20 protein-coding genes and 1 pseudogene are annotated in these 25,161 nt (G+C 65.5%); 12 read left to right on the plus strand and 9 right to left on the minus strand.

Annotation, left to right across the window (positions count from 1 at the left end; genetic code table 11):
• Window positions 1-282 precede the first annotated feature (282 nt).
• The 3 genes from FB388_RS41160 (at window position 283) to FB388_RS06255 (ending at window position 3,230) form a co-directional block, all read left to right on the plus strand.
• Window positions 283-684 carry a transposase gene (locus tag FB388_RS41160; protein ID WP_425468527.1) on the plus strand — a complete coding sequence of 134 codons (402 nt, stop codon included), beginning with the start codon at window positions 283-285 and terminating at the stop codon, window positions 682-684.
• Window positions 685-792: 108 nt separating this feature from the next.
• Window positions 793-1,152 carry an effector-associated constant component EACC1 gene (locus tag FB388_RS06250; protein WP_170225496.1) on the plus strand — a complete coding sequence of 120 codons (360 nt, stop codon included), beginning with the start codon at window positions 793-795 and terminating at the stop codon, window positions 1,150-1,152.
• Window positions 1,152-3,230: a translation initiation factor IF-2 N-terminal domain-containing protein gene (locus FB388_RS06255; RefSeq protein ID WP_142098129.1), complete on the plus strand. Its 2,079-nt coding sequence runs from the start codon at window positions 1,152-1,154 to the stop codon at window positions 3,228-3,230. The genes FB388_RS06250 and FB388_RS06255 overlap by 1 nt, the downstream gene beginning before the upstream one ends.
• A 469-nt stretch (window positions 3,231-3,699) precedes the next feature.
• On the opposite strand, the pseudogene FB388_RS06260 reads toward FB388_RS06255, so the two are convergent.
• Window positions 3,700-4,772, minus strand: a pseudogene (locus FB388_RS06260) (IS3 family transposase).
• 611 nt (window positions 4,773-5,383) lie between these two features.
• Here FB388_RS06260 and FB388_RS06265 point away from each other — a divergent pair.
• Window positions 5,384-6,001 carry a hypothetical protein gene (locus FB388_RS06265; RefSeq protein WP_211361792.1) on the plus strand — a complete coding sequence of 206 codons (618 nt, stop codon included), beginning with the start codon at window positions 5,384-5,386 and terminating at the stop codon, window positions 5,999-6,001.
• A gap of 1,919 nt (window positions 6,002-7,920) precedes the next feature.
• On the opposite strand, the gene FB388_RS06270 is transcribed toward FB388_RS06265, so the two are convergent.
• Window positions 7,921-11,331 (minus strand): galactose oxidase early set domain-containing protein, encoded by a 3,411-nt coding sequence (locus FB388_RS06270; RefSeq protein WP_142098135.1) that lies wholly within the window; start codon window positions 11,329-11,331, stop codon window positions 7,921-7,923.
• Window positions 11,332-11,495: 164 nt separating this feature from the next.
• On the opposite strand from FB388_RS06270, the gene FB388_RS06275 reads away from it, so the two are divergent.
• The 3 genes from FB388_RS06275 to FB388_RS06285 are packed head-to-tail and all read left to right on the plus strand — an operon-like array spanning window position 11,496 to window position 12,585.
• Window positions 11,496-11,708 carry a hypothetical protein gene (locus FB388_RS06275; RefSeq protein ID WP_142098138.1) on the plus strand — a complete coding sequence of 71 codons (213 nt, stop codon included), beginning with the start codon at window positions 11,496-11,498 and terminating at the stop codon, window positions 11,706-11,708.
• Window positions 11,705-11,998 carry a hypothetical protein gene (locus tag FB388_RS06280; protein WP_142098141.1) on the plus strand — a complete coding sequence of 98 codons (294 nt, stop codon included), beginning with the start codon at window positions 11,705-11,707 and terminating at the stop codon, window positions 11,996-11,998. Before FB388_RS06275 ends, FB388_RS06280 begins: the two co-directional genes overlap by 4 nt.
• Window positions 11,995-12,585, plus strand: a complete 591-nt coding sequence (locus FB388_RS06285; protein ID WP_142098144.1) for a serine peptidase — start codon at window positions 11,995-11,997, stop codon at window positions 12,583-12,585. The genes FB388_RS06280 and FB388_RS06285 overlap by 4 nt, the downstream gene beginning before the upstream one ends.
• A 19-nt stretch (window positions 12,586-12,604) precedes the next feature.
• Here FB388_RS06285 and FB388_RS06290 read toward each other — a convergent pair whose 3' ends face one another.
• Window positions 12,605-12,856 carry a hypothetical protein gene (locus tag FB388_RS06290; RefSeq protein WP_142098147.1) on the minus strand — a complete coding sequence of 84 codons (252 nt, stop codon included), beginning with the start codon at window positions 12,854-12,856 and terminating at the stop codon, window positions 12,605-12,607.
• A 140-nt stretch (window positions 12,857-12,996) separates the two neighbouring features.
• Between FB388_RS06290 and FB388_RS06295 the strand changes: the two genes are divergently transcribed.
• Window positions 12,997-13,764, plus strand: a complete 768-nt coding sequence (locus tag FB388_RS06295) for a hypothetical protein (RefSeq protein WP_142098150.1) — start codon at window positions 12,997-12,999, stop codon at window positions 13,762-13,764.
• 97 nt (window positions 13,765-13,861) lie between these two features.
• On the opposite strand, the gene FB388_RS06300 is transcribed toward FB388_RS06295, so the two are convergent.
• On the minus strand, window positions 13,862-14,164 hold the full coding sequence (locus tag FB388_RS06300) for a hypothetical protein (RefSeq protein ID WP_142098152.1): 303 nt from the start codon (window positions 14,162-14,164) through the stop codon (window positions 13,862-13,864).
• Between the two features lie 183 nt (window positions 14,165-14,347).
• Between FB388_RS06300 and FB388_RS06305 the strand changes: the two genes are divergently transcribed.
• Entirely contained in the window at window positions 14,348-14,794 is a 447-nt protein-coding gene (locus FB388_RS06305) for a hypothetical protein (protein ID WP_142098155.1), read from the plus strand.
• 272 nt (window positions 14,795-15,066) lie between these two features.
• The gene (locus FB388_RS06310; RefSeq protein ID WP_142098158.1) at window positions 15,067-16,014 is read left to right on the plus strand and encodes a hypothetical protein; all 948 of its coding nucleotides are present in this window, start codon (window positions 15,067-15,069) and stop codon (window positions 16,012-16,014) included.
• A gap of 198 nt (window positions 16,015-16,212) precedes the next feature.
• On the opposite strand, the gene FB388_RS06315 is transcribed toward FB388_RS06310, so the two are convergent.
• Window positions 16,213-17,439, minus strand: a complete 1,227-nt coding sequence (locus FB388_RS06315) for a site-specific integrase (RefSeq protein WP_142098160.1) — start codon at window positions 17,437-17,439, stop codon at window positions 16,213-16,215.
• A gap of 288 nt (window positions 17,440-17,727) precedes the next feature.
• On the opposite strand from FB388_RS06315, the gene FB388_RS41165 reads away from it, so the two are divergent.
• Window positions 17,728-18,219, plus strand: a complete 492-nt coding sequence (locus FB388_RS41165) for a helix-turn-helix domain-containing protein (RefSeq protein WP_425468528.1) — start codon at window positions 17,728-17,730, stop codon at window positions 18,217-18,219.
• A gap of 547 nt (window positions 18,220-18,766) precedes the next feature.
• Here FB388_RS41165 and FB388_RS06325 read toward each other — a convergent pair.
• The 4 genes from FB388_RS06325 to FB388_RS40820 all read right to left on the minus strand — a co-directional run bounded on the left by FB388_RS06325 (window position 18,767) and on the right by FB388_RS40820 (window position 23,593).
• A complete protein-coding gene (locus FB388_RS06325) occupies window positions 18,767-18,973 on the minus strand; it encodes a hypothetical protein (RefSeq protein ID WP_142098163.1) in 207 nt (68 codons plus the stop codon).
• Between the two features lie 181 nt (window positions 18,974-19,154).
• The gene (locus FB388_RS06330) at window positions 19,155-20,678 is read right to left on the minus strand and encodes a hypothetical protein (protein WP_170225499.1); all 1,524 of its coding nucleotides are present in this window, start codon (window positions 20,676-20,678) and stop codon (window positions 19,155-19,157) included.
• Between the two features lie 1,645 nt (window positions 20,679-22,323).
• A complete protein-coding gene (locus FB388_RS06340) occupies window positions 22,324-23,019 on the minus strand; it encodes a hypothetical protein (RefSeq protein ID WP_142098172.1) in 696 nt (231 codons plus the stop codon).
• A 442-nt stretch (window positions 23,020-23,461) separates the two neighbouring features.
• On the minus strand, window positions 23,462-23,593 hold the full coding sequence (locus FB388_RS40820; protein ID WP_281290423.1) for a hypothetical protein: 132 nt from the start codon (window positions 23,591-23,593) through the stop codon (window positions 23,462-23,464).
• Between the two features lie 107 nt (window positions 23,594-23,700).
• Between FB388_RS40820 and FB388_RS39810 the strand changes: the two genes are divergently transcribed.
• Window positions 23,701-25,008 (plus strand): IS256 family transposase, encoded by a 1,308-nt coding sequence (locus FB388_RS39810; protein ID WP_425468529.1) that lies wholly within the window; start codon window positions 23,701-23,703, stop codon window positions 25,006-25,008.
• Window positions 25,009-25,161: the final 153 nt, after the last annotated feature.

Below are 25,161 nucleotides of genomic sequence, written 5' to 3' on the forward strand. Positions count from 1 at the left end.
AGGCCCGCACCTGCGACTACTGCCGCCGCGGTCATCGCCTGCCGACATTACCCGTGGCGTTGCAGTACTAGGCGGGCTGAGCTGCGATCGAGGGTTCGGATGCTCACACGTCGGCGCTCGCGAACTGTCGAGGTTCCGGGCACGAGTTCTAGGTGTTGTTAACCGCCCGTGCTGATGCGTTGTTCGAGCTGACCGAGGCGGTGTTGTGCGCTGAGGAGCCGGTCGCGTCGTTGGTGGAGCTGACTCGGGTGGCTGAGCATCGCCGCGGGCACGGCGCAATGTATGACGCTGGGCCACGGCCGAGTCGAGCCCAAGCGGCTGCGCCGGCCGACGGCGGACGGGAGGATCGTGCTCACCGTGGATGTCAGCCCGTGGCTGCGTCCGGACGACCCGACTCGCTCCGACAGGTTGTTCTGCTACGTCCAACGGGCCAAGAACTACGCGCAGATGCCCCCCGGGCGGGGGCCCTTCTCCTTGTGGCCGCGCTGGAGACGGGGCGCACCCTCCTGGACCACGCTTCGGGATGGCGTGCGGCTCGGCTCGGCCGACGACGCCACCGCGGCGACCGCCGCCCAGCTGCGCGCCGTGATCAACCGGCTGATTCGGCCGGGCATTGGCTGCCCGACAACCCGAAGATCACCATCGAGTACGCGCACCGTCGAACGTGCCACTGGCCACCAGTAACAGCGGTGTGACGGTCCGCGACATGCAGCTAGCGAGCTCCGCTCGTCAGCATCGTGCATCGTGCGAGGGCATCAGGGGGGCCAGGTGTCGGACCGAACCGAGGTGCGGTTGAGCGTCGACTTCATCGAGGACGTCGACGACGTCGAGGCTGACGAACTCACAGACAACCTTCGGGCCGAGCTTCTCAATCTCGACGTGGACTACATCGTGCGGCCGCGAAGGTCTGAAAGCGCTCCAGCCGGAGCGAAGTCGGCAGACCTGATGACGGTCGGACTCCTCACAGCTTCGGTTGCCCAGCCAGTCATTGCGGCCCTCCTCCTGACGGCAAGAACTTGGTTGAAGAACCGACCGGCGAAGACTATCCGGATCAAGATCGGCGATGACGAGATAGAGATTGACCAAGCATCGCGAGCAGACCGAATGTCCGCGCTGAGAATATTCGCTGATAAGCACGGTGGTGCTAGTTAATGGTGCCGCGTGAGCCGATCAGGCAAGCCCTGCTGATCGCCACTGACGAGTACGGGAAGGACTTTCCCAATCTTCAATCGCCGGTGAGCGACGCTAGCAGACTGGCCGAGATTCTTACTGATCCAGACATAGCCAACTTCAAGGTTGAGACACTCAAGAACAGGCCTTCCTATGAGCAGTTAGTTGCCGTCGAACACTTCTTCCGGGACAGGCGGTCCGATGACGTACTACTTCTACACATATCGTGTCATGGCATCAAGAGTCAAGATGGACGACTGCATTTCGTAGCGAGTAATACTGTGGAGCACCTCCTTGCTTCGACGGCGCTTTCGCAGCAGTACTTGCAGGAGCGCGTTGAGGCATGCCGCGCCGGGTGCATCTTCATTTTTCTCGATTGTTGTTACAGTGGTGCATACCTCAAGGGCGCGAAGGGTGATTCAAACATTTACGCGCTCGAAGGCCTGATTGGCAAGGGGGCCGCGGTAATAGCATCGACGGACAGCTTTGCTCAGTCCTGGGAAGGCGATGGCGCGTTTATCGGACTAAACAAGGCATCCTCACATTTCACCCAAGCGCTAATTTATGGGATCAGTACCGGCGACGCAGACCGAGACGATGACGGATGGGTTAGCATAGCTGAGCTATTCGAATACATCGAATACTGCGTAAAGGAGGCTACTGGGGCCCGTCAAAGGCCGCAATCGTACGTCCGGACCGATTTCGGAGGCCGCCTTCTGTTCTCGAAGGTTCCCAGAGATGCGAGGGGATCGAGTCGTCCACCATCCGGGCGCAATGACAGTGACGCCAAACCGGCGAGTCCTGTGGCGACGGGCGCAACATCCGCTTGGGACATGGCCCTCAACTCGTCGCAGGCGATCAGCGCTCGATCGCCCCAGGACCGGGAACGTGTGCGGAGGGAGGAAGAGGCCGCCTGGGAGGAGCGTGAGGCCAAGCGGCGGGACGAAGAGGCCACGTGGGAGGCGCGCGAGTCCGAGCAGAGCCAGCAAGAGGACCCGCGGACGACACAAGATGCAGCGTGCGACGTCACCCCCAGCGACCAGCGCGACCTCGACGCGAGCACCGCCACGGAGCAGGAGGTCCGAACTGCGCAGCTCCGTGCCCGAGCGGCGCAGTTCGAGGCTCAGGCCGAGCAGCTACGCGCCGCAGGCGACGAACGGCGCGCGGAGCAAGCCCAGCAACAGGCCGCCCAGTGGCGGTTGTGGCTCGTTACCGCGGAGGGCCAATCACCCGTGGGCAGGATCCGCGTCTACGAGCTCGCAAAAGAGCTCAGCGTCAGCAGCAAGCTGATCCTGAGCAAGTTGCAGGACCTGGGAGTGTACGTGAAGTCACCATCCTCGACTGTCGACGCACCGGTCGCTCAAAGGGTCCGTGAGCTTCTCGGTGGCGTGCCCCCGCGGTCGCGCGCCGGCGTCCTTGCCGAGCCGCCGCGCCAGGCGCCGCAGCGCGACGGCGGGGGGCGGCGCTCCGGCGGCCCGGCGCCCCCGCCGGTCCACCCCAGTGGGAATACAGGGTCTCCTGGCACCGAGGGATCCAGGCGCCCCGGCCTGTCGCAGCGGCACGAAGTCGATCGTCGGGCGAGCCGACCCGACCAGCACGACTCGCGGTTCGACGCACCACGGGGACGTCCGCCTGACTGGCCATCCGGCCCGCCGGTCAGCCTGGTCGCGGAGCGGTCGGTCCCTCCAGTCGAGGGGCACGGCTCGAAGCCCACAATTACCCCCCTGTCCACTTCCGTCGAAACACTGCTGCTGCTCTTGATCGTCATCGTGGAGTTCGTCGTCCCCGGGGCCTTCGTAGCCCTTCTCAGTTTCGACCCGGACGTGCGCGCCGCAGCTACTATGGGCGATGCCGTGCGGGAGACGCTAAGGGTGATCATCCCAGAGAAGCTGCTGCTGATTTCACCGTCGATTCTTGTTCCCTTGGCAGCTCGCCGCCTTCGCCGCAGGGTCACCAGGAGCAGAATGATCCGAGAAGGGCTCCACGCAGCACCGTTGCTAGGTGCAGTGGGAATGCTGCTTGGCGTCCTCCTGGTCGTGAAGCTCGTAGCTGTGAGCTAGTGGCTCGACACGCAGTGTCAACCGAGTAATTGATCTTGCCGATCGAGCCCGGGGAGCCGGATCGAGAGCTGGCCAGGCCGATTCTGGACTCGCGTCCGAAGAATGTGTACCTGCCGGAAGCTGCCGTGTTGGAGCCGATCAACGGGTGGATCGCGTCGGTGTTCGATCCGGCCCGGCGGGACCAGACGGTACGGCACATGGTCGGAGCTGCTGCCGAGCAACCAGGGAGCGCGCGGGCGGCAGCCGCGGAGTGCCGCATTGGCGGAGGCCGAGACCAGGTTGCGACGCCTGCAAGCCGCGATCGAGGCGGGTGCGGACCCGCCGGCGCTAATCGATCCGCTCAACCGCGCCCAGGACCGGGTGATGGCCGCCCGTCTCCAACGGGATCAGGCGCCGTCGTCCCACAGCTTGGGCCGGCCGAGGTCGAAGCGATGCTGGACTACTGAATCGCCCCGGCGTGTCGGGAGGTTTACGCAGTTGAGTGGCCGACCTCGGCGAGGGCGGTGTGTTGACGGTAGTGGGCGGCCTCGAGTTCGGCTGGTGGGATGTCGCCGCAGGCTTCGAACAGCCGGCGGTGGTTGAACCAGTCCACGTATTCGAGAGTGGCGATCTCGACCTGCTCGACTGTCCTCCAGGGCCCACCGGGCTTGATCAGCTCAGTCTTGAACAGTCCGATCAACGACTCGGCCAGCGCGTTGTCGTAGGCGTCTCCGACACTGCCCACCGACGGTGCGGCGCCCGCCTCGGCGAGGCGCTCGGTGAACGCGATCGACGTGTACTGGGAGCCGGCGTCGTTGTGATGGATCAACCCGTCGAACTCGACGATCCCGGCTTGGTGCCGGGTCCAGACCGCCTGCTCCAGCGCGTCGAGCACCAGCGTGGTCTTCATCGTCGTCGCTGCTCGCCAGCCCAGGATGCGCCGGGAGTAGGCGTCGATGACGAACGCGACGTAGACCATGCCCGACCAGGTCGGGACGAACGTGTGCGTCCGCGACCCACGTGCGGTTCGGAGCGGGTGGGTTGAAGTTGCGCTCGAGTAGATCCGCGGGTCGAGCCGCCGCTGGGTCGCCAGTAGTGGTACGGACGCGGCGACCACGCCGGGCACCGACAAGCCCCAGCTCGCTCATCAGCCTCTCGACCGTGCAACGAGCGACCCGGATGCCCTCGCGGTTGAGCACCAGCCAGACCTTCCGGGCGTGGGTGTTGATGAACCTCACGAGCGTGTCGAGGGCCGGTCGAGCTCGGCCGCGAAGAAGCCGACGCGGCCTTCAAGATCTCATTCGCTCGGCGTAGCTCGGCGTTCTCCCGCTTGAGCCGCCTCAACTCCGCGGACTCCTCGGTGGTCGTGCCCGGGCGCTGGCCGGCGTCAGTCTCGGCCTGGCGAACCCACTTGCGGACGGTCTCCGCGGTACCGATGCCCAGCTTCTGCGCGACCGCGCCGATCGCGGCCCACTGCGAGTCGTAGTTCGGGGTGACCTCGGCGACCATCCGCACCGCTCGCTCACGCAGCTCCGGTGGGTAGTGCTGGAACCGACGTGTCATGACTCCATCTCCTCACAAGATCGAGTCTCCCGACACGTCGGGGCGATTCAGTTCAGTCATCACGCTGTCCTTGACCGCGTGATCGTCCATCCGGCAGTCAGGGACCGCAACGAGTTTGATCGAGACCGGTTCGAGCCCATCTGTCGGGTCTAGCTCAGCCGAACCGAGGATCGTTGTATCGACGAGTCGTGTCAGACGCTCCTCCGACTGTCAACGTCTGCACGCCGAGGAGGGGCGCCATCGTGGACAATAAGCCACCGACGTGGGAGCCGTCTGAGTATTTGAAAACCTGCCGTGCTCGACGCGGGAGGTTGATTGAGCAGCTTGAGCGCCAAAGTAACGCCGGCACGATCAACGTCGACGAAAGATTCAGCTGTAATCTCGGGAGACCGATCAGCCCGTACTGACGTCGGTGCAATACATTCAAACACAGATTGCCGTCTACCATAACGTCTTATAATCGATTCGATCCAAGTCAAGATACGCCCCTTGCGCAACGCTGGGGTGGTGGCGTATGAAGGGCAGGCGAAATGAGTGGTGTGCGTCTTAAATATGCAGTGGCTCAGGCCTTTGGCGTTTCAGGTATGACATGGGCGTATACCCATGCTAGAGTGAAGGTGGCGAATCTCGGTTATAGCAAGCAAGTTGGACTGCGCATGAACCTTTCCGGAACCTGGCGTGACGAATGTTTGTCGTGGTCCAGAAACTTCGGCGATTACGACTTGTTTGACCGCCGTGACGCTCCGTTTACCTATGAACTTGCCGTTCGATACCAGGTAAATGGGCAGGAGCATTGGGACAATAACGGCGGCAGCAACTACGCGCTAAGGCAGTCGGGCGTGGGCGGCAACACAGTCGGTGGAAATGTGGCACTCGAGAATGCCACGGTGCGCGGTGGTCGGGGATCTGATGCCTATATTGAGGGGGAGGTCTGGGTAAACCGGCTTGCGTACCATAAATACGTAGGTATCAGGCTGTCGGCCGACTCTGGAATTACGTGGCAGGATATAGCGGCAACATATGATAGACCCATCACCGAGTCGTTGTACGAGACGACGCTTCCAGGAGTCGAAGCGTGGCGCTTTCGAACTGGAATGAACGGCATCCAGGGAGGTCGGTTTCATTTTGCTGCCTTCTATAACGATCTCAGCAACGGGCAGTGGTACTGGGATAGCAACTTTGGGCGAAACTACCAGATGAATAAGACGCCAGGAAGCTCACTCGGTTAGTGGGAACGAATCGGCGTCGTTGAGATTGGGAGCTTGAGAGTCCTCGGCGAGAACGGTTGGTGGCGAGGGGGAACGCGCTGACGTGAGCCGCCCTTTGGTCGCTCAGTCAACACCCGCACCCACCTCCAGGAATGGTGCTGGGTGGCCTGGAGGCGGGCACAAGATCAAAGGGTCGTTGGCGAACACTGGCCCACCGAGGGGGCCTGCTCCCAGAAGGTGAGCTGGCCTAGGCAGACGGCGGCAGCTGGCGCGGAGTCCCTCGAACTAGTGATGGTCTCTAACGGGTTGCACCGGAACGCTTGCCTGGTGACAGACCGAACCGCTGGTGAGTGATCCATGTTGATCAGAGAAGTGTATTGTTGATCACTGTGCGCCCCTACATCACCATCAGGAGGTATGCGCTGTGAGTGCCGACCAACTCCTTGAGCTCGCGCGATCGCTGGTGTGGCCCGTTGTAGCGATATTCGCCTTGCTGCTACTGCGCGAGCCGTTGGCAGCAGCTTTGACTGAACTAGGGCGGCGCACAACCAAGCTCGACCTTCACGTTGTCGCTCTAGAGTTTCGACCGGATTTTGCGCCGGATTGACGGGTAGATATGACAGGAACCTCGGTGGATGTAAGGCATCTGACGACTGATCTCGCTTTCGACTCTTACTCTTATTCGCTATTCGAACAACTCGCCAAGCTGGCTCCAACCGAAGTTCTCGAGATAGACTTGGGCAACGGGAGAGAATGGTTGACGACCCGCCTATATCTCTTCTCCGCCCTACTCGAGCGGCGACGAGATGTTCGCTGCGTCGCGCTGCTTCGAACCGATGGCGACCGCGTTCGTCAGGTGCTGGGATCGGCGTCGCCGGAGGCGCTCTGCAAGAGCTTAGCGGTCGAAGAGCCCTGGCTGGAGCAGACATACGTAGCTGCACACGATGAGGTTCTTCGGACTCTGGGTGCGGCTGGTCTCAACTTGCACACTAACGTGCTGGCGGCGCAGCATCTCGCACGAGCTTTTGTTCGCAATAACCAGCGCTTTTCGATGCCGGAACGATGGAGTCAGCGAGTGGCAAGAGTTTGAGGCGTCGGAGCATGGGCGTTCGGATATTGTCTGGGAACATACGCGGTGGATTGATCCAAGGGCGTTACTCAGACCTCTTATTCGTGCTATAGACACAACGTCCTTGGCCCAAGTAGATCCAACGGAAGCAGCAGCGACCTAAAACGGCGAATCCTGCTTCAGGAGGGACAGTTTGTAATGCTCGTGGAGCGGGATGGGAGTCTTCGAGGTGTTGCTGATCGCGCGACAATGCTCGATCAAGCGATACGCTCAGCGCTAGATGTTCAGTGAGCGACGCCTGTATTATCGAATATCGCTCGGCTGTGGGGAGCTCTCCCGAAAAGTAGCGAAAGAATTAGCCGAGTAATACCTCCTCTTTCCGCAGGATGGTCGGTTTGGGCACCGGAGGTGGCTTCCCGGAATAGGGTGGGATATCCCAGGTCGAGCCTGGAGTGGGGATGCATCGCTGCGCCCGTGAGCCTGCGGTGGAGCACCTCAACCCGTTGATGTCCAACCTGATGTCCTCCGGCACCACGTGGCCGCGTCGCCCAGTATCGAGATCAACTCTGCTCGGCGTTGTGGCTGCCATCCTTGATCGCTCCAGCGCTGCCACTCGGCTGGCCCCTCTGGCCTGTCCGGACGTGGCGGCACAGGGACCGCCAGCCGGTCGTACAGGAGCACACTGCTTCAGCGACGCGGCTCGTCGGCGACCGCGGGCTCGATTCGACGGAATCCCCTCGTAACTGCCGCTCATGCTTGGAGGTATCACGCGAGTAGGACCTGCATGGTGGGAAGATTTTGGGTCACGTCCACATCACCGGTCTGTGGATCAGTTGCACTGATCGACAGAGTGCAATAGTTCTCCCAATATCTATCTCAGGCGCACGAAATGTCCACGCGAAGGCACGCCTCGGGTGTCGACGAGGAATATCAAGTAGTCACCTGGCGGCGCTATGCCAGGGCCGGGCGGCGCTGTGACGGAAAGAGTCTCGCCACTGCGTGCAGTAATCCTCAGCCCGATATACCGCTGGTCCGTATTCAGTTGGTGCGTCACTGAGCCTGGCCGCAGCAGGGCAACACGAGCGATGTCATCTGGGCGGTCCGTCGAGAAGATGAGCGCCTGCCCGTAGCCCAGGGTAGAGCCGATGAAGGTGATGCCATTGATAGCTGGTTGCGGCCCGCGGAAGAGGTATGGTGGGCTGACAATCTCAACCTCGTATCGGTTGACTTTCACCGGTGGTTCGTTGAAATCCGACGTGTGCCCGGCCACCGCCACCCGGCCGTCGGGCAGCAGAAGTGCAGTCCCGTGGTAGTGTCGAGGAATGGTCATCGAAGTCAGTGGGCGAAAGGACTCGGTCTCGGGATCGAACAGTTCGGCAAACTCCACCGAAACGTGCGAGTGATCGGCCTTACCGGTCGCTGCCCCGTTGACGAATAGCACCGTGCCGTCCGGCAAGAGCACGCCGTCGGACATGAATCGCGAGGTTGTCATGAGCAGCGGCGCGCCGCTTCGATCGGTGTTGCGCCACGTGCCAGTATTTTGGCTCACGTCGATGTCCAGTATCTCTGCGGTGCGAGTCGCAACCGTGGCCGGATTCAGGTCGTTTTCTTTTGCACCTCCACCGCCCGCCATCAGAACGCGAACCGCGTACCCTGCTTCTGGCAGGAGCGGCAACAGCACGCAACCGGCCATCCCTGGGTACGTCCGCGTGGAGGAGGACTGCATTCGGATGTCCCCACTCCATGTGCCGTTCGTCGGACTCCACGTCCCAGAGCCTGGCAGAAACAACCACGAGACGTTGCGTGAATGGAAGAAGAGGGACTCGCCCGGCAACACGAACATGTAGGGGTACATGCAGATGTCGCCGTGTATGTTGGGGAAGTTTGTTAACGAATTGGCGGCGGGGTCGAATATCTCGACGTCTCGGACAATGCCCTTGAAGACTGTTGGCGGGCCACCCGCCTCAGAGCCAGACGTGATCAAGGCTCTCCCGTCGGCGAGCGTCAGGCAGGTGGGGTACCAGCGATCCTTCTGCATAAAACCATGGCGGCTCCATGTGTTTGTTTGTGGATCGAACGTATGGACCGCTTTGGCTGCCGAGCCACCGGCCAATATTGCATGCCCTCCCACGACGAGGACTCGGCCATCGGGCAGAAGGCAATGGCCCGCACAGAAGAGATTCTTGTGTGCGGGATAGGGGAAGGTGGGGGTTGTGACCGAGTTTGTGACTGGATTCCATTCGCGAGTCTTGACTTTGTCGATGTTGCCGAAATCGGTGTCGTCGGCGGAGAACATCAAGACTCGTCCGGTCCGAAGGAGAGCCATGTGCACCGCGACGAGGTCGGTGGTCGTCGGCGAGACCACCTTGCTCTGGCCGCGCGGTGGCTCGACCCACACGCCGACCGACCCCGGCTGATGGTCAGCAGCGGTGGCCGTGACGACGGCTGCCGCAAAGCCGGGCCGCAGCGAGGCGATGTAGGCGGCCAGTCCGCCCGTGAGCGCCGGGGCCACGGACACGGTTGCGGCATCCTGGCCTGTTCGAATGGTCGCAGTTGGTGGAACGGTAACCCGCAGCGGAGCCGTACCGTCGGAGTTCGCTGCGCTGAACGCAACCGTGAGGTCACTCGTCACCGGACAGGAGGACCGGACCGTCAGGGTCGCTTGCCCGTCCACCATCATGCTGAGCGGCTTGGGCGCGAGGTACAGCTTGCGGAAGACAGGAATAGCGACCGTCCGGCTCACGGTTCCGCATGAATTCGTGGCTTGGAGCGTCAGCGTCTGCTTGGTACGCATGTCCAGCGGGGAGAGTACCACCGAACCAATCGCCGGCTGCCCAGTCAGCGTCTTGGCGCCGCTGGTAGCGATTTGCAGCGGGCCCGCGTCGGAGCGGACCTCCCATACGACGGTGACCGTGGTCCCGGCTTCGACGCCAGCGGCGCCGATCTCACGTCCGGCAGGATCCCGTGCGACGAAGGAGAAAACGTCTGGTGCATGGCCGACGGTGATGAGGTTCGGGCTGTCCGGGGAGCATACCGTTATCCTGCAGAAGGACCGAGGATTCAGTGCGATCGGCCCTACTTGGGGCCGCCCGACCCCGATGCTATTTAGGCATGTGCTGAATCGCTCCAATGCTGCGACCTCCGCCTGCACCACGCCGGCGCCCGTGTTCTCGGCTGGCAGGCGACCGAAAATGACGCAGCCAGATCGTGCCCCGTTGGGGACCGTTACCGTCACGTGGTCGTTCGCCCATTCCCTTACCGCTGCCGGGGTCCCACACGGTTCGAGGAAGACGCCGTAGTCTGCGGGCTGGGGGAGCGGAAACTGCTTGGCCGGCTCGGACCTGTCAGCGTGAATGACGATGTCGCGTCCGGCGCACACGTTGGACGGAGCAATGCGCGTAATGAGCTGGGTGAGATTCAGCGTGTCGGTGGTGGCGTTAATCCAGGTCGACACTGCGGAGCCTGATCCTACCGTCCCGTTTCGGAGCGTCCCGAGGCACTCAAGGATCGGGTTGATCTTCGGCAATGGGGGCAGCTTCGGGGCTGTTGGCGGTCGCGGGTATCCCTTGAGAATCACATCGAGGTCGCGCCCGCGGGGTAGCTGGTTGAGAAGATTGGGCATGCTGTCCGGGTGCTCGCGTCCCTGAAGTACACGCGTCGCCTGGTGATGGAGCGAGTCCATCAGACCGATCGAGCGCTGGAGGCCGACCTGGAGGAGCTCTAGTCTCCGGTCGGCGTTGTCCGGTCCCAGTACATAGACGGCGCCGAGGAAAAGCTCGCGAATAGCCTTCACATTTATCCCGAGCGTTGGGTCGCGCCCATCTTGGCCGCCGTGGTCGGGCCCGTTGTGGCCGTGGAGATTGCCCTCCTGGTCGGAAACCGAACGGCCCTCTTCCTTTAGCGTGGCTCGAGCGACCGCCAGGGTGCCTTCGGCGTTGCTCGCCGGGATGGGCCTTTCTGCAAGTTCGGATCCGAGCCATTGGCCGAGCAGTTGTCGTGCGTCGTGCTCGCCGACGACGGCGCGCCGGGATAGCCCGATCAACCAGTCGAGCCGCACTACGTGTTGCTCGATCTCGTCGAGAACCGCAACAGCGGACGCCCATCGGCTGGCCCCACCTTGGGTCACCGGTCCGCGGAGCGTGCTGCGAATTGTGGAGAAGACGTGGTAGTCCACCACGGGGCCGCCCGGCCCCTCGTGCGGGTGCGGGGCCTCGTGGTCCGGCCTCTCGTGTTGGTCTGGGGCGTCGTGATCCTGGGCCTTGCGCAAGTGGTGATCATGCATGTTGCACCTCCGTCACTTCCGCCATCCGCCATCAGACAGAGGCCTCGTCGAAGGCAGGAGCGCGGGACCGCTCCCCCCGATACCTGCCGCTCACGGGATCACCGCCTCGGAGCAGCCAGCGAGGCGTTACCTAAGGCTCGTCGCAAGGCGGGCCCGTCAACGCGGTGGCCTGCACCGTCGTCGACGGGCGCCCCATCGCGGTCACCGCCGGCCGGGACGCAGCCGTGCGGATGTGGGCCCTCCGGGAGGGACGGGAGCTCGAGCGGATCGATCTACCGGGCGAGGTGCACGCGATCGATGTCGGTGTGGGGAACGTGATCGTGGCCGGGTTCGGCTCGGAGGTGGTCGTGCTGGAACCGACGGGAGGATGTGGGTGACCGGGCGCAATGCCGTGGTCGGGGTGCACGGGATCTGGAACCTGCAGGATGGCAAGACCCCGGTCGAGGTCGCCGCGGTCCTGGGCCGGCGGTGGACCACCGCCCTGCGGCGCGGCCTCGGTCTCGGCTCCGAGGTGGAGGCGGTGGTCGCCTACTACGCGCACCACCTGGCCGGCGACGCCGCGCACGGAACGGGCGACCCGGCGCAGCTGCCCGAGCCGGAGCAAGAGATGTTGCTGCGGTGGGCGGCGGCGCTCGGCGCGCCAGCCGAGGTCGCAAAGGCCGGTTGACCCAGCCAGCGCGGGCGGCGGCGGACTGGATCGCCCGCCGGTTCGGCCTCGATCAGCAGGTGGTGCGGCTGTTGGTGACGACCTTCTGCCGGGAGGTGCACCGCTACCTGGCCGACACGGCCCGGCGGGACGCGGTGCGCGCCACCGTGGGCGACACGATTGCTGCCGGCAGCGCCCGGGTGGTGCTGGCGCACTCGCTCGGGTCGGTGGTCGCCTACGAAACGCTGTGGGCGCGCCCCGACCTCGAGGTCGACCTGCTGATCACGATGGGTTCCCCACTGGCACTTCCCGACGTCGTGTTCGGCAAGCTCGACCCGGCCCCGATCAGCGGCAAGGGCCGGCACCCGCCCGGGGTGCGGCGGTGGATCAACATCGCCGACCCGGGCGATCTCATCGCCATCCCGCGCGGGCTGGCCGGCTACTTCGACGGCATCGACCCCGACCTGACCACCCCCGTCGGAGTGTTCAACGCCCACAAGGCGACCGGCTACCTGTCGTGCACGACCACCGCCGCAGCGCGGGCGACCCTGCTGGCCGCTGACCTGATCAGCGCCCGCCTGCTCGCCGCGGGCGCGCACCGCTGTTGACCGGCGGCGGTCGCAGTGTCTACCCCGGGGGCCGCGACTGGTTCAGCGGCGGGCGAGACGGGCGAACGCCGTCCGCGCGGATGGTGCTGTCCCAGCGGGAGCGCAGCACGGTGAACGTCGCTCCCGCCAGCTCGGCGACGGGATCCTCGGGTGGCGGACCGTCGAACTCGGGCAGGTTCAGCACACCGGAGGTAACGATCGGGTCGTCGTCGGGCACCCGGAACTCGCGACCGTCGTGAGCTCCGCCGATCAGGACGACGAGGGTGCTCACGGCGGTGAAGCCTCTCACGCCCGGGCTAACGTTCGTCACTGACGGTAGAAATTCGTAAGAACCCGTAAACTCTTATCATTCGATGGACGCGTTCGTCCTATTCAGGTGGATTTGTCGATCCGCTTTTGTATGGTTCTCCCATGGCGGTCCGAAGGGCGAACCCGCTCCTCGCGATTCATCCGCCGCTGGAGAAGCAGGATGAGGTGAATGACATGGTGAATGTGCATGTCGACTCTTTGCGCATCGTGGTCGAGCTGGACCACGCCGAGACGCAGACGCTGGTGAACGCTGGCTCCACCACGAATCTCGATGGGCCGATCCGTGGCCTGCTGGCCGCGGCTGGTGTCGCGGCCGCGACGATCAACGTCTTCGCGGCAGCCGTTGCCGCGTACGTGGCGGTCCAGCGGGAGCTGATCAGCCGCGCCGATCAGGGTGCTGGGGTGCTCTTGACGATGCCGTGGCTGCTGCCTGGCGTAATCATTCCCATGCCGCGGCACCCCCAGACGAACACCCCGAGCAACGACTGGGCCACGAAGGACGAAGGGGTTCTGGTGAGCCCGGGCGGCGATGTGGTGACCTGGCGCATCGAGCGCGCGGTCATCAACCCCGGTGTCGCCGTTTTCCGCCTGGAGAACCAGGTGCCTGACGGGTGGCCCCCGGGGACCCCGCCTTGGGGTAAGGCGTTCATCCTGCGGGATGGCCAGGGTGGGGAGTGGGCCGTCGCGGCGGCGGGGAACAGCGCTGCCGAGAACGGCCTCTACGCGCACCAGTTGGCCAATGGCCAGTCTTTCACGTTCCGCAAGCCCGGGACCTTCGGGATCTGGATCGATGCATTCAGCATCTCGGGGATCCAGAACGTGAACGGAGGCGACCGCGTGACGTTCACCTGGGTGAACGACAGGTTCTGAGTTTCGCCGCTGTGATCGGCCGGAGAACCCGGAGCGGCTCGCGCCTCGCAGGGGCGCGAGCCGTTCCGAGCGCCCGGCCAATGATCGACTGGGCTGGTTAAACCGAGGACATGTCGGCCGCGGCCGCTGTCCAGAGCGCATCGAACCGGTCGAGCGTCGACTCGACGTCGATGCGGCGGGCGGCCAGCGCGAGGCGCTCGACGACGTCGAGCAGCAGCGTCACCTTTGGCGGCGCGACGGTTCTGGTGAACAGGGCGTGCACCGTTGTGTGGCTGACGCCGACGTGCCGGGCGAGCAGCCGGGAGCTCGGCCATCCGGCCCGGGCGTGCAGGCGGTGCAGCTCGGTGACCAGTTCGCGGAGCGGTCCGTCGGGAAGGTCCGGCATCGAGAGCCTGGCCATCTCACACCCCCTGCTTCGCGAGGGCCGAGCCGAGCGGCAACCGTGGATTCGACACGACGACGAGCGTCCGGCGAGACGGCTCCCGTTTGCGGTAACGGGATTCCTGCCGGATACGAGACCGTTCGGCGGCTACCGGCATGCCCGGTCCCTCGGGACGATGGTGGCCTGCGACGGGAGAGGCGCGTGATCGAGACCCCGCTCGACCTGCTCGTCGCACGGATGCGGCAGCTTCGACAGTCGGTGCGGGAACCGACACTCGAGCACCTCAGCCGGCACGCCCAGCGACTCGGGCTGAGCCTTCCACCGCAGACCCTCTCGCCGATCCTGCGCGGGGACCGGATCCCTCGGTGGGGCACGGTCCGCGGCTTCGTCCTCGCCTGCGAACAGCAGATGAAGACACATCGCCTCGACGTGGAAGCCCAGCTGCTCGATCTCGCCACCTGGCGCGCCCTGTGGGAGGCCACACGCCGGACCGCCCCATCCTCAGGCGGCCCCGAACCAACCCCCGCGCCCTGGAAACGGGCCGACAGGGCCGGTCCGCACGTCGTCATCCGCGACAGCACCGGTGTCGTCCACGGCGACAACGCGGTCGTCAACATCGCCGTCGACATCAGGAACGAGGGGTTGTAGCAATGGTCTCCGTCCCCGGGCCCAGGCACCGAGCCAAGACCACGCCCAAGATCCCGCCCAAGGCCCTGCCCAAGCCGCGCGTCGCGGGCACTGGCGCCCAGACCACCGGCCCCGTCGCACAGCCGGGTCCGACGACCGGCCGCCCCGTTGCACAGCCGGGTCCGACGACGGGCCGCCCCGTCGCAGCGCCGGATCAAAGGCCACGCGCCGCGGGCACTCGCGCCCAGACCACCGGCCCCGGCGCACTGCCCGTGCGCAACTCGGACGCCGGTGTGGCGAGGGAGCTCCGGGTGAAGGCCTGCGAGTTCTACGACCTCGGCGTGGACCATCTGGGAGACCACTCCGGCCTGGTCGAGCTACCTTCGGACCCGAACGGGCCCGACATCGATGCCATCACGGGCAACATCGCCCAGAACTCGGATCTCCTCGCCCGAAAGTATCCGGGTGTGGCCGAGCTTCGGGCCGCCGCAGCCCTGCCAGCGGAGCAGCGAGTGGCCGATGTCGAGAAGCGCATCGCGGCACTCGAGTGGATCCCCTTCAGGGCCGGCGCACGCGTACAGCTTGTCGCCCCGCCGGGCCACGCTCCGGGGAGCGTCACGGCCCGCGTGGAGATATTGGACTCGACCAGCGTCGCGATCGGCAACAACGGCACCGTGGGAATCTCACACCAGTGCACGGTGAAGCAGCCGACCATCGAGATGTCCCAGCTCCTCGACGGGGCGGAGGGCTGGGACGCGAAGGACACCAGCCGCCGGACCGAGCCCGCAGGCGCGTTGACGTCGTACTCGGTCCGCATCGCTCCGAACGCGCCGATCGACGTGCAGGGGGGCCGCGGAGTCGTCGTCGGTGACCGGGCGTCCATTGCCGCGCACGTGCAGACGACCATCGGGAGCTGCCCGCTCCACGCGCCTAAGCTGCTCGCCAACCCCCGGATCCGGGAACTCGTTGAGCGGGCTCGGGAGGCACGCAGCGATCCCACCGTCCGCGCGAAGATCAACGGCGAGCTGGAGAAGGAGATCCGCGCCGAGGCAGGCAGGCTTGGCCCGGAGGCGTTGATCGAGAACTTCCACGAGCACGTCCGGTCCGCGTACCGGGCGAAGGTAGGTTCCGTCCGCGGGTGTCTTCGGGTGGAGCACGTGAACGGCGTGGCCGTCGGGACCGGCAACGACGTGGGCGTCAGAGAGTTTGCGAGGATGGGCAAACCAACGATCCGCCGGTAACCCGCGGGACAGCGGCATCGCCGTTCGCGCTTACCGCAGTCGCACTCACCGCAGCGACCACTGTGCTGACGACTCCGACGTGCAGTCCGCGCGCGCCTACGAGACGCTGTGGGTGCCCCGACCTCAAGGTCGACCTACTGATCACGACGGGATCGCCGCGGCCCGGTCGGGGGTGTTCAACGCCCACAAGGCGACCGGCTACCTGTCGTGCACGACCACCGCCGCGGCGCTGGCGACCCCTGCTGGGCCGCTGACCTGATCGGCGCCCCGCTGCTCGCCGCGGGCCCCCTCACCACGGGTCGACCGGCGGCGGCCGCGGCGTCTGCTCGACGGTTCACCGGCGAGCGGGCTCGTCCGCGGTGGGCTCGATGTCCAGGCCGCCGCTGGGTCGGTGCCAGCGGTTCTCCTCGTGGATGTAGGCCCACAGCTCGGGGGGAGTTGTCGGCCCACCGGCCGTGCCGGGCGATCTGCAGGGGTGTCCAGCCGTTCCCGCCGTCGTAGGCGGCGGTGACGAACCCGCGGCGCAGCCGGTGCCCCGGTGACCCGGTCGGGCAGTTCGGCCCGCTTGCCGGCGCGGCGCAGTAGCCGGATGACCCCGTCGGGGGACAGCCCCGCTGGGCCGACGCGCGGGTTGAGGATCTCGTCCGCCTGGGCGAGGATCTTGTTGCCGCGGACCCGACGCAGCGCGGCCCCGTCCTGCAGGTCGGCGGCCTCGCGCCAGCGCAGCCAGTTCTCCCGCGGACACAGCAGCGGGTGGGCCCGGGTTTCCAGGGCGCTCTGTCTGGTGGTCTTGCCCTCCCGGACGGTGATGACCAGGCCCTTGGGCTCGTCGACGATGTCGCCGGCCTTGAGCCAGGCCAGGTCGGAGGCGCGGGCGGCGAGGTAGAACCCGACGGTGAGGGCGGCCCGGTCGCGCAGGCCTTCCAGTGTGTCCGGGCAGGCCCGCACATGGCGAGGAGGTCCGGGACGGTGATCGGGGGAGCCTGGCCGCGGCCCAGGCGCTGGTCGGCCGCGGATAGCCGGCGCCGGTAGCCCTTCACCGCGGCGATGACCGCGGCCGAGGCGCGGGTCGATCGGCACGTGCCACCGGTTGCTCAGCTCGTAAACGACGCCCGTGACCCGGCGGCTGATCGTGGCCGGCGCGTACCCGGGCCAGTGGCCCATCGAGCCGGGGGCCGGGCCGCCGTGCTCGAGCCAGACCACGAACCCGACCAGAGCCCCACGGCCGCCGGACAGCATCGGGATGCCGGCGCAGGCGGTGTAGTCCTCCCAGCGCCGCCAGTCGGCCTTGTAGCTGTCGCGGGGTGTTCTGCGGACGCTGCCGGTCCGCCAGTCGTCCGCGGATGCGTCCAGGTGCCGGGCCCGGGCCGCGGCATCCGGGCCGTCGAGGCGGTCCAGCAGCGCGACGACGCGGCGGGGCGCCATCCACTACTCCCGTGCCGCTCTTCGGAACGGCACCGGTCCGGACAGGAGCTTCCGGCGCCAGTTCTTGTGAGGAGCGCCAAGCGGCTGATCCTTTCGGCGCCCAGCGCAACAGGGAACGTATATATACGGCGAACGCTGCCGTGTTGCGGTCCTCGGCTCCCACAGCCCGATCAGTGCGGGCAGGAAACGTCCTGCCAGGGATCGCGATCTTCACCCTCGGGTGGCGGGCACTTTGGGGGATGTCCGCCACCGCAGTTCACGACCGGCCGCATCGAGCAGGTCGGGTGCGTGGTCTCTCGCCCGCCGTCGTTGGCGCTGGGGATTTCCACGTCGAAGCTGAGCCGCCTCGAGACGGGGCAGGTGCCCCGCATCCGCGACGTCCGCGACCTGCTTGAGATCTACGGCGCGCCGATCGACCTGCGTAGCCGCGTCCTCCAGCGGGCGCCCGCGAACGTCGTTCGCGCAGCAGTCGGCCGACCGGCTGGTTCGCCGACGTTCGTTCGGCCAACAGCCCGGCCGCCGACAGGGTTGGCATATCCCTCGGGTTCGTGCGCCATCGAGGTGAATTCCCGGCCGGAACGTCTCGCCGGTGCTGCCGGCGTCCTCTTCGGGCCACCGACTGCACGGGAGGGGTGGGGTGCGATGAGGGGTTGGGCGGAGGAGGAGTGGCTGGAGCTGCTCGCGGATCTCATGGCCTCTTCGCTCATGGAGCTGCCGGTCGAGCCGCTGGCACGCCAGTTGATCCGGACCGCAAGGACTCGTGCCTCATGCGGCGCCTGAGGTCAGGGACCAGCCAGATCCTGCTGCCGGCCCAATGCCGTGCGCGCTCGTGGTCCAATTCTCGCCGCCGTCCTGCATCGGCAGTCGGCGCCCTCGGGTTCGACCTCGGCGCCGCAGGCAGCGCCCGGCACGATGTGCCCGCCGCGTCGGGCGCCTGCGGCCTTGCGGGCCGGCGGTTTCGTAGCGACTACGGGCCGCAGGCGTCACCGTCGAGGACCGCGGTGACCTCCTGCACGAGGTCTTCGTCGCCGACGAGGTGGTTCAACGTCCGGTCGAGCGCCGCCAGCACGTGCAGGGCCCGCGGCGGCGAGTCCGGCCGCGGCGCGGCGCAGCGCCGCGAGCAGGCCGAACAGCGACCGTCGCCAAGCGTCGGCGCACGTCGTGTCCCCTCCCAGTGCGCGGCTCCCCAGCCACGGTGCAGGTGAGTGCGCCGCAGGAGTAGAACCTGCCCCGCCAGACACCTGGATGGGCGCTCCACCTTCGGCGGGGCCATTCGTGGACCTTCACTCACGGTCCGCCGTCCCCCGCGTAGCCACCCGTGACCGCCTTACTCCAACGCGTCCCACTCAACGCTCACCACGACCCCGCTCCGAATACCGAACCGCCACCGCTCGCCACCGAAGCCGCTGTCGAACGTGTATTCGAGGGCGCTGGACACCTCCCGGCTCGGCACGCCCATAAGCGACCGCAGTTCGGCTTCCGAGGCGAGCACGGGGTTCCATTCGGTCATCAGCGCGCGCGTCACTCGCGCCATGCCGGCCGCCTCCCGACCCCGGCGCTCGGTCAGGATCCGACCGGCGTACCGAGCCCTCAGGACGACAAGCCTGTTGGCAACCACTCGGGCACACTCCTCTCCACCGCTTCACACGCCGATCAACCACGTCGACGGCGGCGGTTCTGTCTCCCCGGCGCCCGGCCACCGGAGTCGGCCATCCTCAACCGGGAAGGGTCTCCGCGCTCGCCCTGATCTTCGAGGTGTCGAAGACGCCGACTCCGGCCGCGGTCGCGTCCGGATAGGGCCCGATCCGCTTCGTCGAGTCGGGCGCCTTGCTGTCCGTGGTCGACTCGTTGAAGAGCGCCGTGCGTGGATCCCCGACGCGATGCCCGTCGTTGAGCAGTAGGTGCATGATCTCGTGCGCCACGGTCAGCACCTTTCGGGCAGAGGACACGACGGCGAAGTTCTGGGCCCGCGGGTCCGCAGAATTGTTAATCAGGGCCGGGCGTGAGTATCCGTGCTGCGGCGCCTGGGCCGAGTCGTCGATCTTATACATGTGATCTACATAGAATATTTCGATCAAATTCGGCTCGAGTGACCGGAGAGCGATCACCGCCTGCTCGGAATCCGTGGGCGGCTCCTGGTTGGGCACATCAAATACCGACGGGAAGCGGTATCCGGCGAGGACTGCGGGCGGTAGAACTCGCCCACTCGACCCGGCGCCACCGAGATCGATCGTCACCGGTCGGCGAACCTTTATCCCGGATTGCGCGAAACGCTCGTTGACGGACGTCAGATCGGCCTCAATATCTGTCTTCGACGCCGACGGTGTCGTGGACGAGTACACCACGGGCGCACCCGCCGCATGGGCGATCGGAGCCGTCCCTGCGACCCCGCGGATGCACCCGGTCAACTCGCCGGCTCCGGCATTCGTGCCGGCGTAGTGGACCAGCTCGCCGCCGTCGCCCGATCCGATCAGCACGTGGCCGCTCGGCTGAATATCGGCAACACTCGGCAGCCTCAACGTCTGATCGCTGTCACTCACCGCGGAAGCCAGTGTCGCGCGCCCGGGCCTGCTGAAGACGGTGATCCGGAGCGGCAGGTAACGGACGTCGTGCCGGGACTGGTTCGGATGATCATTGTTCTGTTCCGAGGCGGGCCGACACACACGTATCCGATGCCTGTCGGCACAGCCGGTGCCCGGCTCGTACCGAATGATCACGTCATCCCCAATCTGCGCCAGCACGTTCTGCTGGTTGAGCACACCGAGCGCGGAAACGTCCTCCCCGTCTCCAACCAGGCGGAGGAAATGGCTCCGATACCGGTTGCCCGATCTCGCGTCCAGGTTGTAGAGGATCGGAAGTCGATCAGCGATGGTCAGCGCGACGCTGACCGGATCGTCCGACACCGGGTTCTCCACCTCGAAGCGGAACGCATCGCGATCGGATGAGACGGCATCGAAGGCTGCGACCTCGGGACCCAGACTCCCGTCGGTGGAGACGTGATTGCTGACGCTCAGCGCCTGGCTAGCCGGATCGACCACGTGATTGAGGTGATCGAGGACGCGAAGAGCCGCGCCGCACGGTTCCGGCACCGGAGTGTCATCGGCCGCGCCGCAGAGTGGTCCGAAAGCGAGAACGCTCTCCACATAGCGCGGATCGCCTTCCGACTGAGGTCGCTCCTCCGCCGGAACGAGCTCCCAGACCGCGTCACCGGTGCGCGCCACCTCGTCGATGTTTCCCACCCGCAACACGTCCTGGCCAGCTCCGGGGCGACCGCGATCCGGAACTCATGCAGCTCGTGCCCGAAGCGGTCCTGGCCGAACCACCCGTCGTATCCCCTGATGGCGTCCAGTTCAAGCTGTTGCAGATTGTCGTCGAGGTCACCGGTGGTGAACTCCGGCACGTTGATCGTGATCGCTGGCATGCCGTCCTGGAGCCGGATGGCGTTGAACCCGGCCACCAGATCCTGGAACTCTGCCGACAGCGCGACCTGGGCCGGATACGAACGAGCGGCGTCGAGCCGCTCATCGAAGACTTCGATTCCGCGATCCAGATTGGCGCGCCAGTTCCACACCTGTTCGTCGGTGGCATTCGCGGTCATCATGATGCCCACCCGGTCCGCGCGGCCAAAGAGCGGACAGGAGCCGATGCCGCCGTCGGCTGGCGCCTCGAACTGGCGTTGGCCGCTCTCGCGACAGGCGATGCGGCGAATCGTGTCATTCGGGAAGCTCTCCCGTATGTCGCTGCGGCTCGGGTTGGTGCCCATGACCCAGGCACCATCACCTCCGCTTGCCGGGCAGCCGTTCACGACCCCGTTGACACCGACCGCCAGCTTGCCCCCGACGATCGCACCGCCAAAATCGATATCGATGGCCGAGCCACCGGCCGGCGCCGGGAACTCGATGGACTTGATCATCGACGGCGGAATGCTCCGGCAGATCTCGAAGACGAGCGTGGCATCGATATTCACTCGAACTGTCCAGTTTCCTGAAATGCCACCACTGGCAATCGCTCGGATCGCCGGCATCGCCGGCTCTGAGGTGATCACGTACGCATCGCTCTGGAACGGCCCGATCGCCGCCGGAGGGGGATCCAATATGATATCGACGCGAGTCTCGACTCGTCGGATCTGCACACTTTGCGTATTAGCGAGGACTGCCTCGACCATGACCGTATGGCCGGGACCGACGGGATGCACCAGCCCGCCGATCTCGATCGTATTACTAGCCGACTCCACCTCCTCGCCGTCAACCTTCCAGGTGACGAGAGTATCCGGCGGAGACGTCTGGGCGGTGACGGTTGCCTCCTGGTGAGGACAGAGGCGCTCCCGATCGACCGACAGGCCGGTCACAATGTCTACCACGCTTGGTCTCCCATCGCATGTCCACAACTATGGCGAGGCCGGCTCTTTCTGAGCTGCTCGATTGTGGATCGCTCGGACGAGGTCAGCGATATAAGGCGCTCAGCCTACGCGGCACGCCTCGCCGGGAATGCCGGCAAATTGAGCCGTGCCCAACCTGATCAAGGCTTGTGATCACGAGGGTCCGAACTGCGGCCACGAGCTCGTCTGCCCAGCCTGCCGGATCGCGTAGTGGGTGGCCAAGGCCGCGAGCCCGGCCGTGACGTTCTGAACCACGACGTTGCGATCGCCGACTACGACCCCACGTGCACCTGGCAACGACACTTGGAACTTCCCTGACTCCTTGTCGGCCATCGCCCCCCATCCTCGTCGACGCGCAGCGAACGATGATTCGGCTACCTGCGTGGACGTTACGCCAATATGCTACTGCGGCATTTGAGCGCACCCCTTCATCGACATGGATTGAAATGACCGATTGATTGGAGAAAAGTGTCGCCTGCCCGGATTGTCAAGTAGGACGAGACTGCTTACTCTTCATCACACTGGTCTTGTGCATTGCCGGTCTGTTGAGCGATGTTGAACCCGGCCGTGTGTTGGCGACGCTCCACCAGTCGGCGCCAGACGCCTGGGCGGCCGAATAGCTCCTCATGCAGAATATTTGTCAATCTGTCTAACGGTTGCTTGACGTGAGACTTGAATCCCGCAGTCATGGAGGTCGCAAGTCCAAGGTTTCCGAGCACTGATGGCGATGCATCCTCCCAGATGTCGCCGCCATAGTTCTCCCACTTGTCCAGAACGCATCTGTTGATGAAGTGTTCAACCTCTCTAAGCTCCCGGGCAACGTCGGCGTTCCTTCTGAATAGATTGGATTGCTCCACTTCGCGCTTGATGGCCTCGAATCTCAGCTGCGCATCATTCAGTTTCGCCATCGCTGCGCGCAGCTCTTTGGTCTCATCGGAACTAAGGGAGCGTGTTCGCTGTTTGTGAACGCCGAGTGCCGCCAGGCCGCGACGCACACCCTTAACCTGGTTATACTCGTCGATAAGCTCGTGAAAAACCTTGCGGCGCTCCTGGTCTCGCAACTGGCGCTCGTCCAGAACCTTGAAGAACCCCGTGGCGAAAGCGCCTGCGACAGTAACGACTGCGACAGACAAGCCTGCGTCAGACAACTTCGACAGCAGGTCGTCCGGAGATCTTGAAGCCGGATTGAACACGATGGCCACTCCGATTTCGAAAGCGAACAGAATCAGCAGGATGATGGCCGGGCTGACCCATGGTCTTCTCGGCATTGTCCTTGGCCCTTGCTAGCTTGACATGACCCAACTTTCGCGATGCGGCTCCTTTCGGATCCTCTCGGTGCATTATAGAAATGCAGCCGTTGTACGATTATCACACAAATGAGTGCGTCGGACCATGCGCAGTTGTGCGTATTGTGATCTTCCAGTAAGCAGAGTGACGGGCGCATTCGATGAACCAGGCCAAGGCGACCAGACCCCGGACCAGTGGAGGCCGCCGCTTGAGCGCCGTCGTCGCGCCGAACGCGCGCTGACCACCGTGGTCGCCACCTGCCACCTGCTCGGCGTCGGCACGTGGCGGTTGGAGAAGCTGGTCGGTGCAGCGCGCCGCCGAGGGCGCCCAGATCGTGGAGACCGAAGCCTGACCCCTTCACCGCCAGATGCGGCCGTCGATCCACTCCGGCCTCCGGTGGGAACCAAGAGCTGAGTCGGCGAGGGTCTTGCCGGTCTGCACGCACAGCAGCACCTCGTGCGGCCGGGCGTCCTTGGCAGTGGCGTCCACCAGAGTGGTGTGCGGCAGGCCCGGTGACGGGCGAGACGTCGTGTAGGGCGGCCATCGCGTGATCTTCTGAAGACCTCTCACGGTGCTTCAGAAAAGCGACTCACGCGATGACTGCACCGAGCAGTGTCGATCCTGCCCGTTTCCTGCGCGAGCACCTGGCCTCCGCCTTGCCGGACCTGCTGCGCCAGATGCTGACCACCTTCATCAAAACCCTGATGTCCGCCGAGGCCGACGCCGTCTGCGGCGCCAGCTACGGCGAATCGAGTCCGGACCGGACCAACGTGCGCAACGGCTACCGACACCGCGAGTTCGACACCCGCGCCGGCACCCTCGACATCGCGATCCCCAAGCTGCGCTCGGGGTCCTACTTCCCCGAGTGGTTGCTCGAGCGCCGCCGCCGCGCCGAACGCGCCCTCACCACCGTGGTGGCCACCTGCTACCTGCTCGGCGTGTCCACGCGACGGATGGAGAAGCTGGTCGACTCGTTGGGGATCACCCGGCTGTCCAAGTCGCAGGTCTCAACCATAGCCGCTGAGTTCGACGCCCACGTCGCAGACTTCCGCACCCGCCCACTCGACCAAGGCCCTTACACCTTCGTCGCCGACGCCCTCGTGCTCAAGGTCCGCGAGGGCGAGCGGGTGGTCAGCGTGCACGCCCTGCTCGTCACCGGCGTCAACGCCGATGGACATCGGGAGATCCTCGGTCTGCAGGTCACCTCGGCCGAGGACGGCGCCGGCTGGCTGGGGTTCTTCCGTGACCTGACCGCCCGCGGCCTGACCGGGGTCCGGCTCGTGACCTCCGATGCGCACTGCGGGCTGGTCGAGGCCATCGGCGCCACCCTGCCCGGCGCGAGCTGGCAGAGATGCCGCACGCACTATGCGGCGAACCTGATGGCCGCGACCCCGAAGGCGTCCTGGCCGTGGGTGCGGGCGTTGCTGCACTCGGTTTATGACCAGCCCGACGCCACCTCGGTCCACGCGCAGTTCGTGTTGGACGCGGTGGCCCACAAGCTCCCCAAGGTGGCCGAGCACCTCGACACCGCCCGCACGGACGTGTTGGCCTTCACCGGATCCCCGAGAGAGGTCTGGCGCCAGATCTGGTCCAACAACCCCTCCGAGCGGCTGAACCGGGAGATCCGCCGCCGCACCGACGTGGTCGGCGTCTTCCCCGACCGCGACGCCCTGATCCGCCTCGTCGGCGCCGTCCTGGCCGAGCAACACGACGAATGGGCCGAAGGCTGCCGCTACCTCGGCCTCGACGTCCTGGCCCGCGCCCGCCTCACACCCCGTTCCCGACACCAGCACCAGTACCAGCACCAGCACCGAGGAGGTCACGACCGACACCATCCCGGCGCTCAGCGCCTAACCCACAGGAAGATACGCGACAACCGCCAAACACCACGCCCGTGGACTTGACCTCACGCAGGCTCAGCTGCGTCGGCGATTCCGCTCAGCGGGCGGCATCCGGCACCTCGGGAAGTTGGAACGGACCCGGACCAACTTAGGGAGACAGCAGGACAATGATGCGTCCACGAGGCGGCGGCTCTTGGGCCTCGCGCCGGCGTCGAC

The sequence above is a fragment of the Pseudonocardia cypriaca genome, from assembly GCF_006717045.1.
Classification (GTDB): domain Bacteria; phylum Actinomycetota; class Actinomycetes; order Mycobacteriales; family Pseudonocardiaceae; genus Pseudonocardia; species Pseudonocardia cypriaca.

Bases quoted from the DNA above. Each gene is read 5' to 3' on its own strand.
- FB388_RS06270 (WP_142098135.1), bottom strand. From the start codon at position 11,331: ATGCATGATCACCACTTGCGCAAGGCCCAGGATCACGACGCCCCAGAC.
- FB388_RS06295 (WP_142098150.1), top strand. From the start codon at position 12,997: ATGGCGGTCCGAAGGGCGAACCCGCTCCTCGCGATTCATCCGCCGCTG.
- FB388_RS06300 (WP_142098152.1), bottom strand. From the start codon at position 14,164: ATGGCCAGGCTCTCGATGCCGGACCTTCCCGACGGACCGCTCCGCGAA.
- FB388_RS06325 (WP_142098163.1), bottom strand. From the start codon at position 18,973: ATGGCGCGAGTGACGCGCGCGCTGATGACCGAATGGAACCCCGTGCTC.
- FB388_RS39810 (WP_425468529.1), top strand. From the start codon at position 23,701: ATGACTGCACCGAGCAGTGTCGATCCTGCCCGTTTCCTGCGCGAGCAC.
- FB388_RS06315 (WP_142098160.1), bottom strand. From the start codon at position 17,439: ATGGCGCCCCGCCGCGTCGTCGCGCTGCTGGACCGCCTCGACGGCCCG.
- FB388_RS41160 (WP_425468527.1), top strand. From the start codon at position 283: ATGACGCTGGGCCACGGCCGAGTCGAGCCCAAGCGGCTGCGCCGGCCG.
- FB388_RS06255 (WP_142098129.1), top strand. From the start codon at position 1,152: ATGGTGCCGCGTGAGCCGATCAGGCAAGCCCTGCTGATCGCCACTGAC.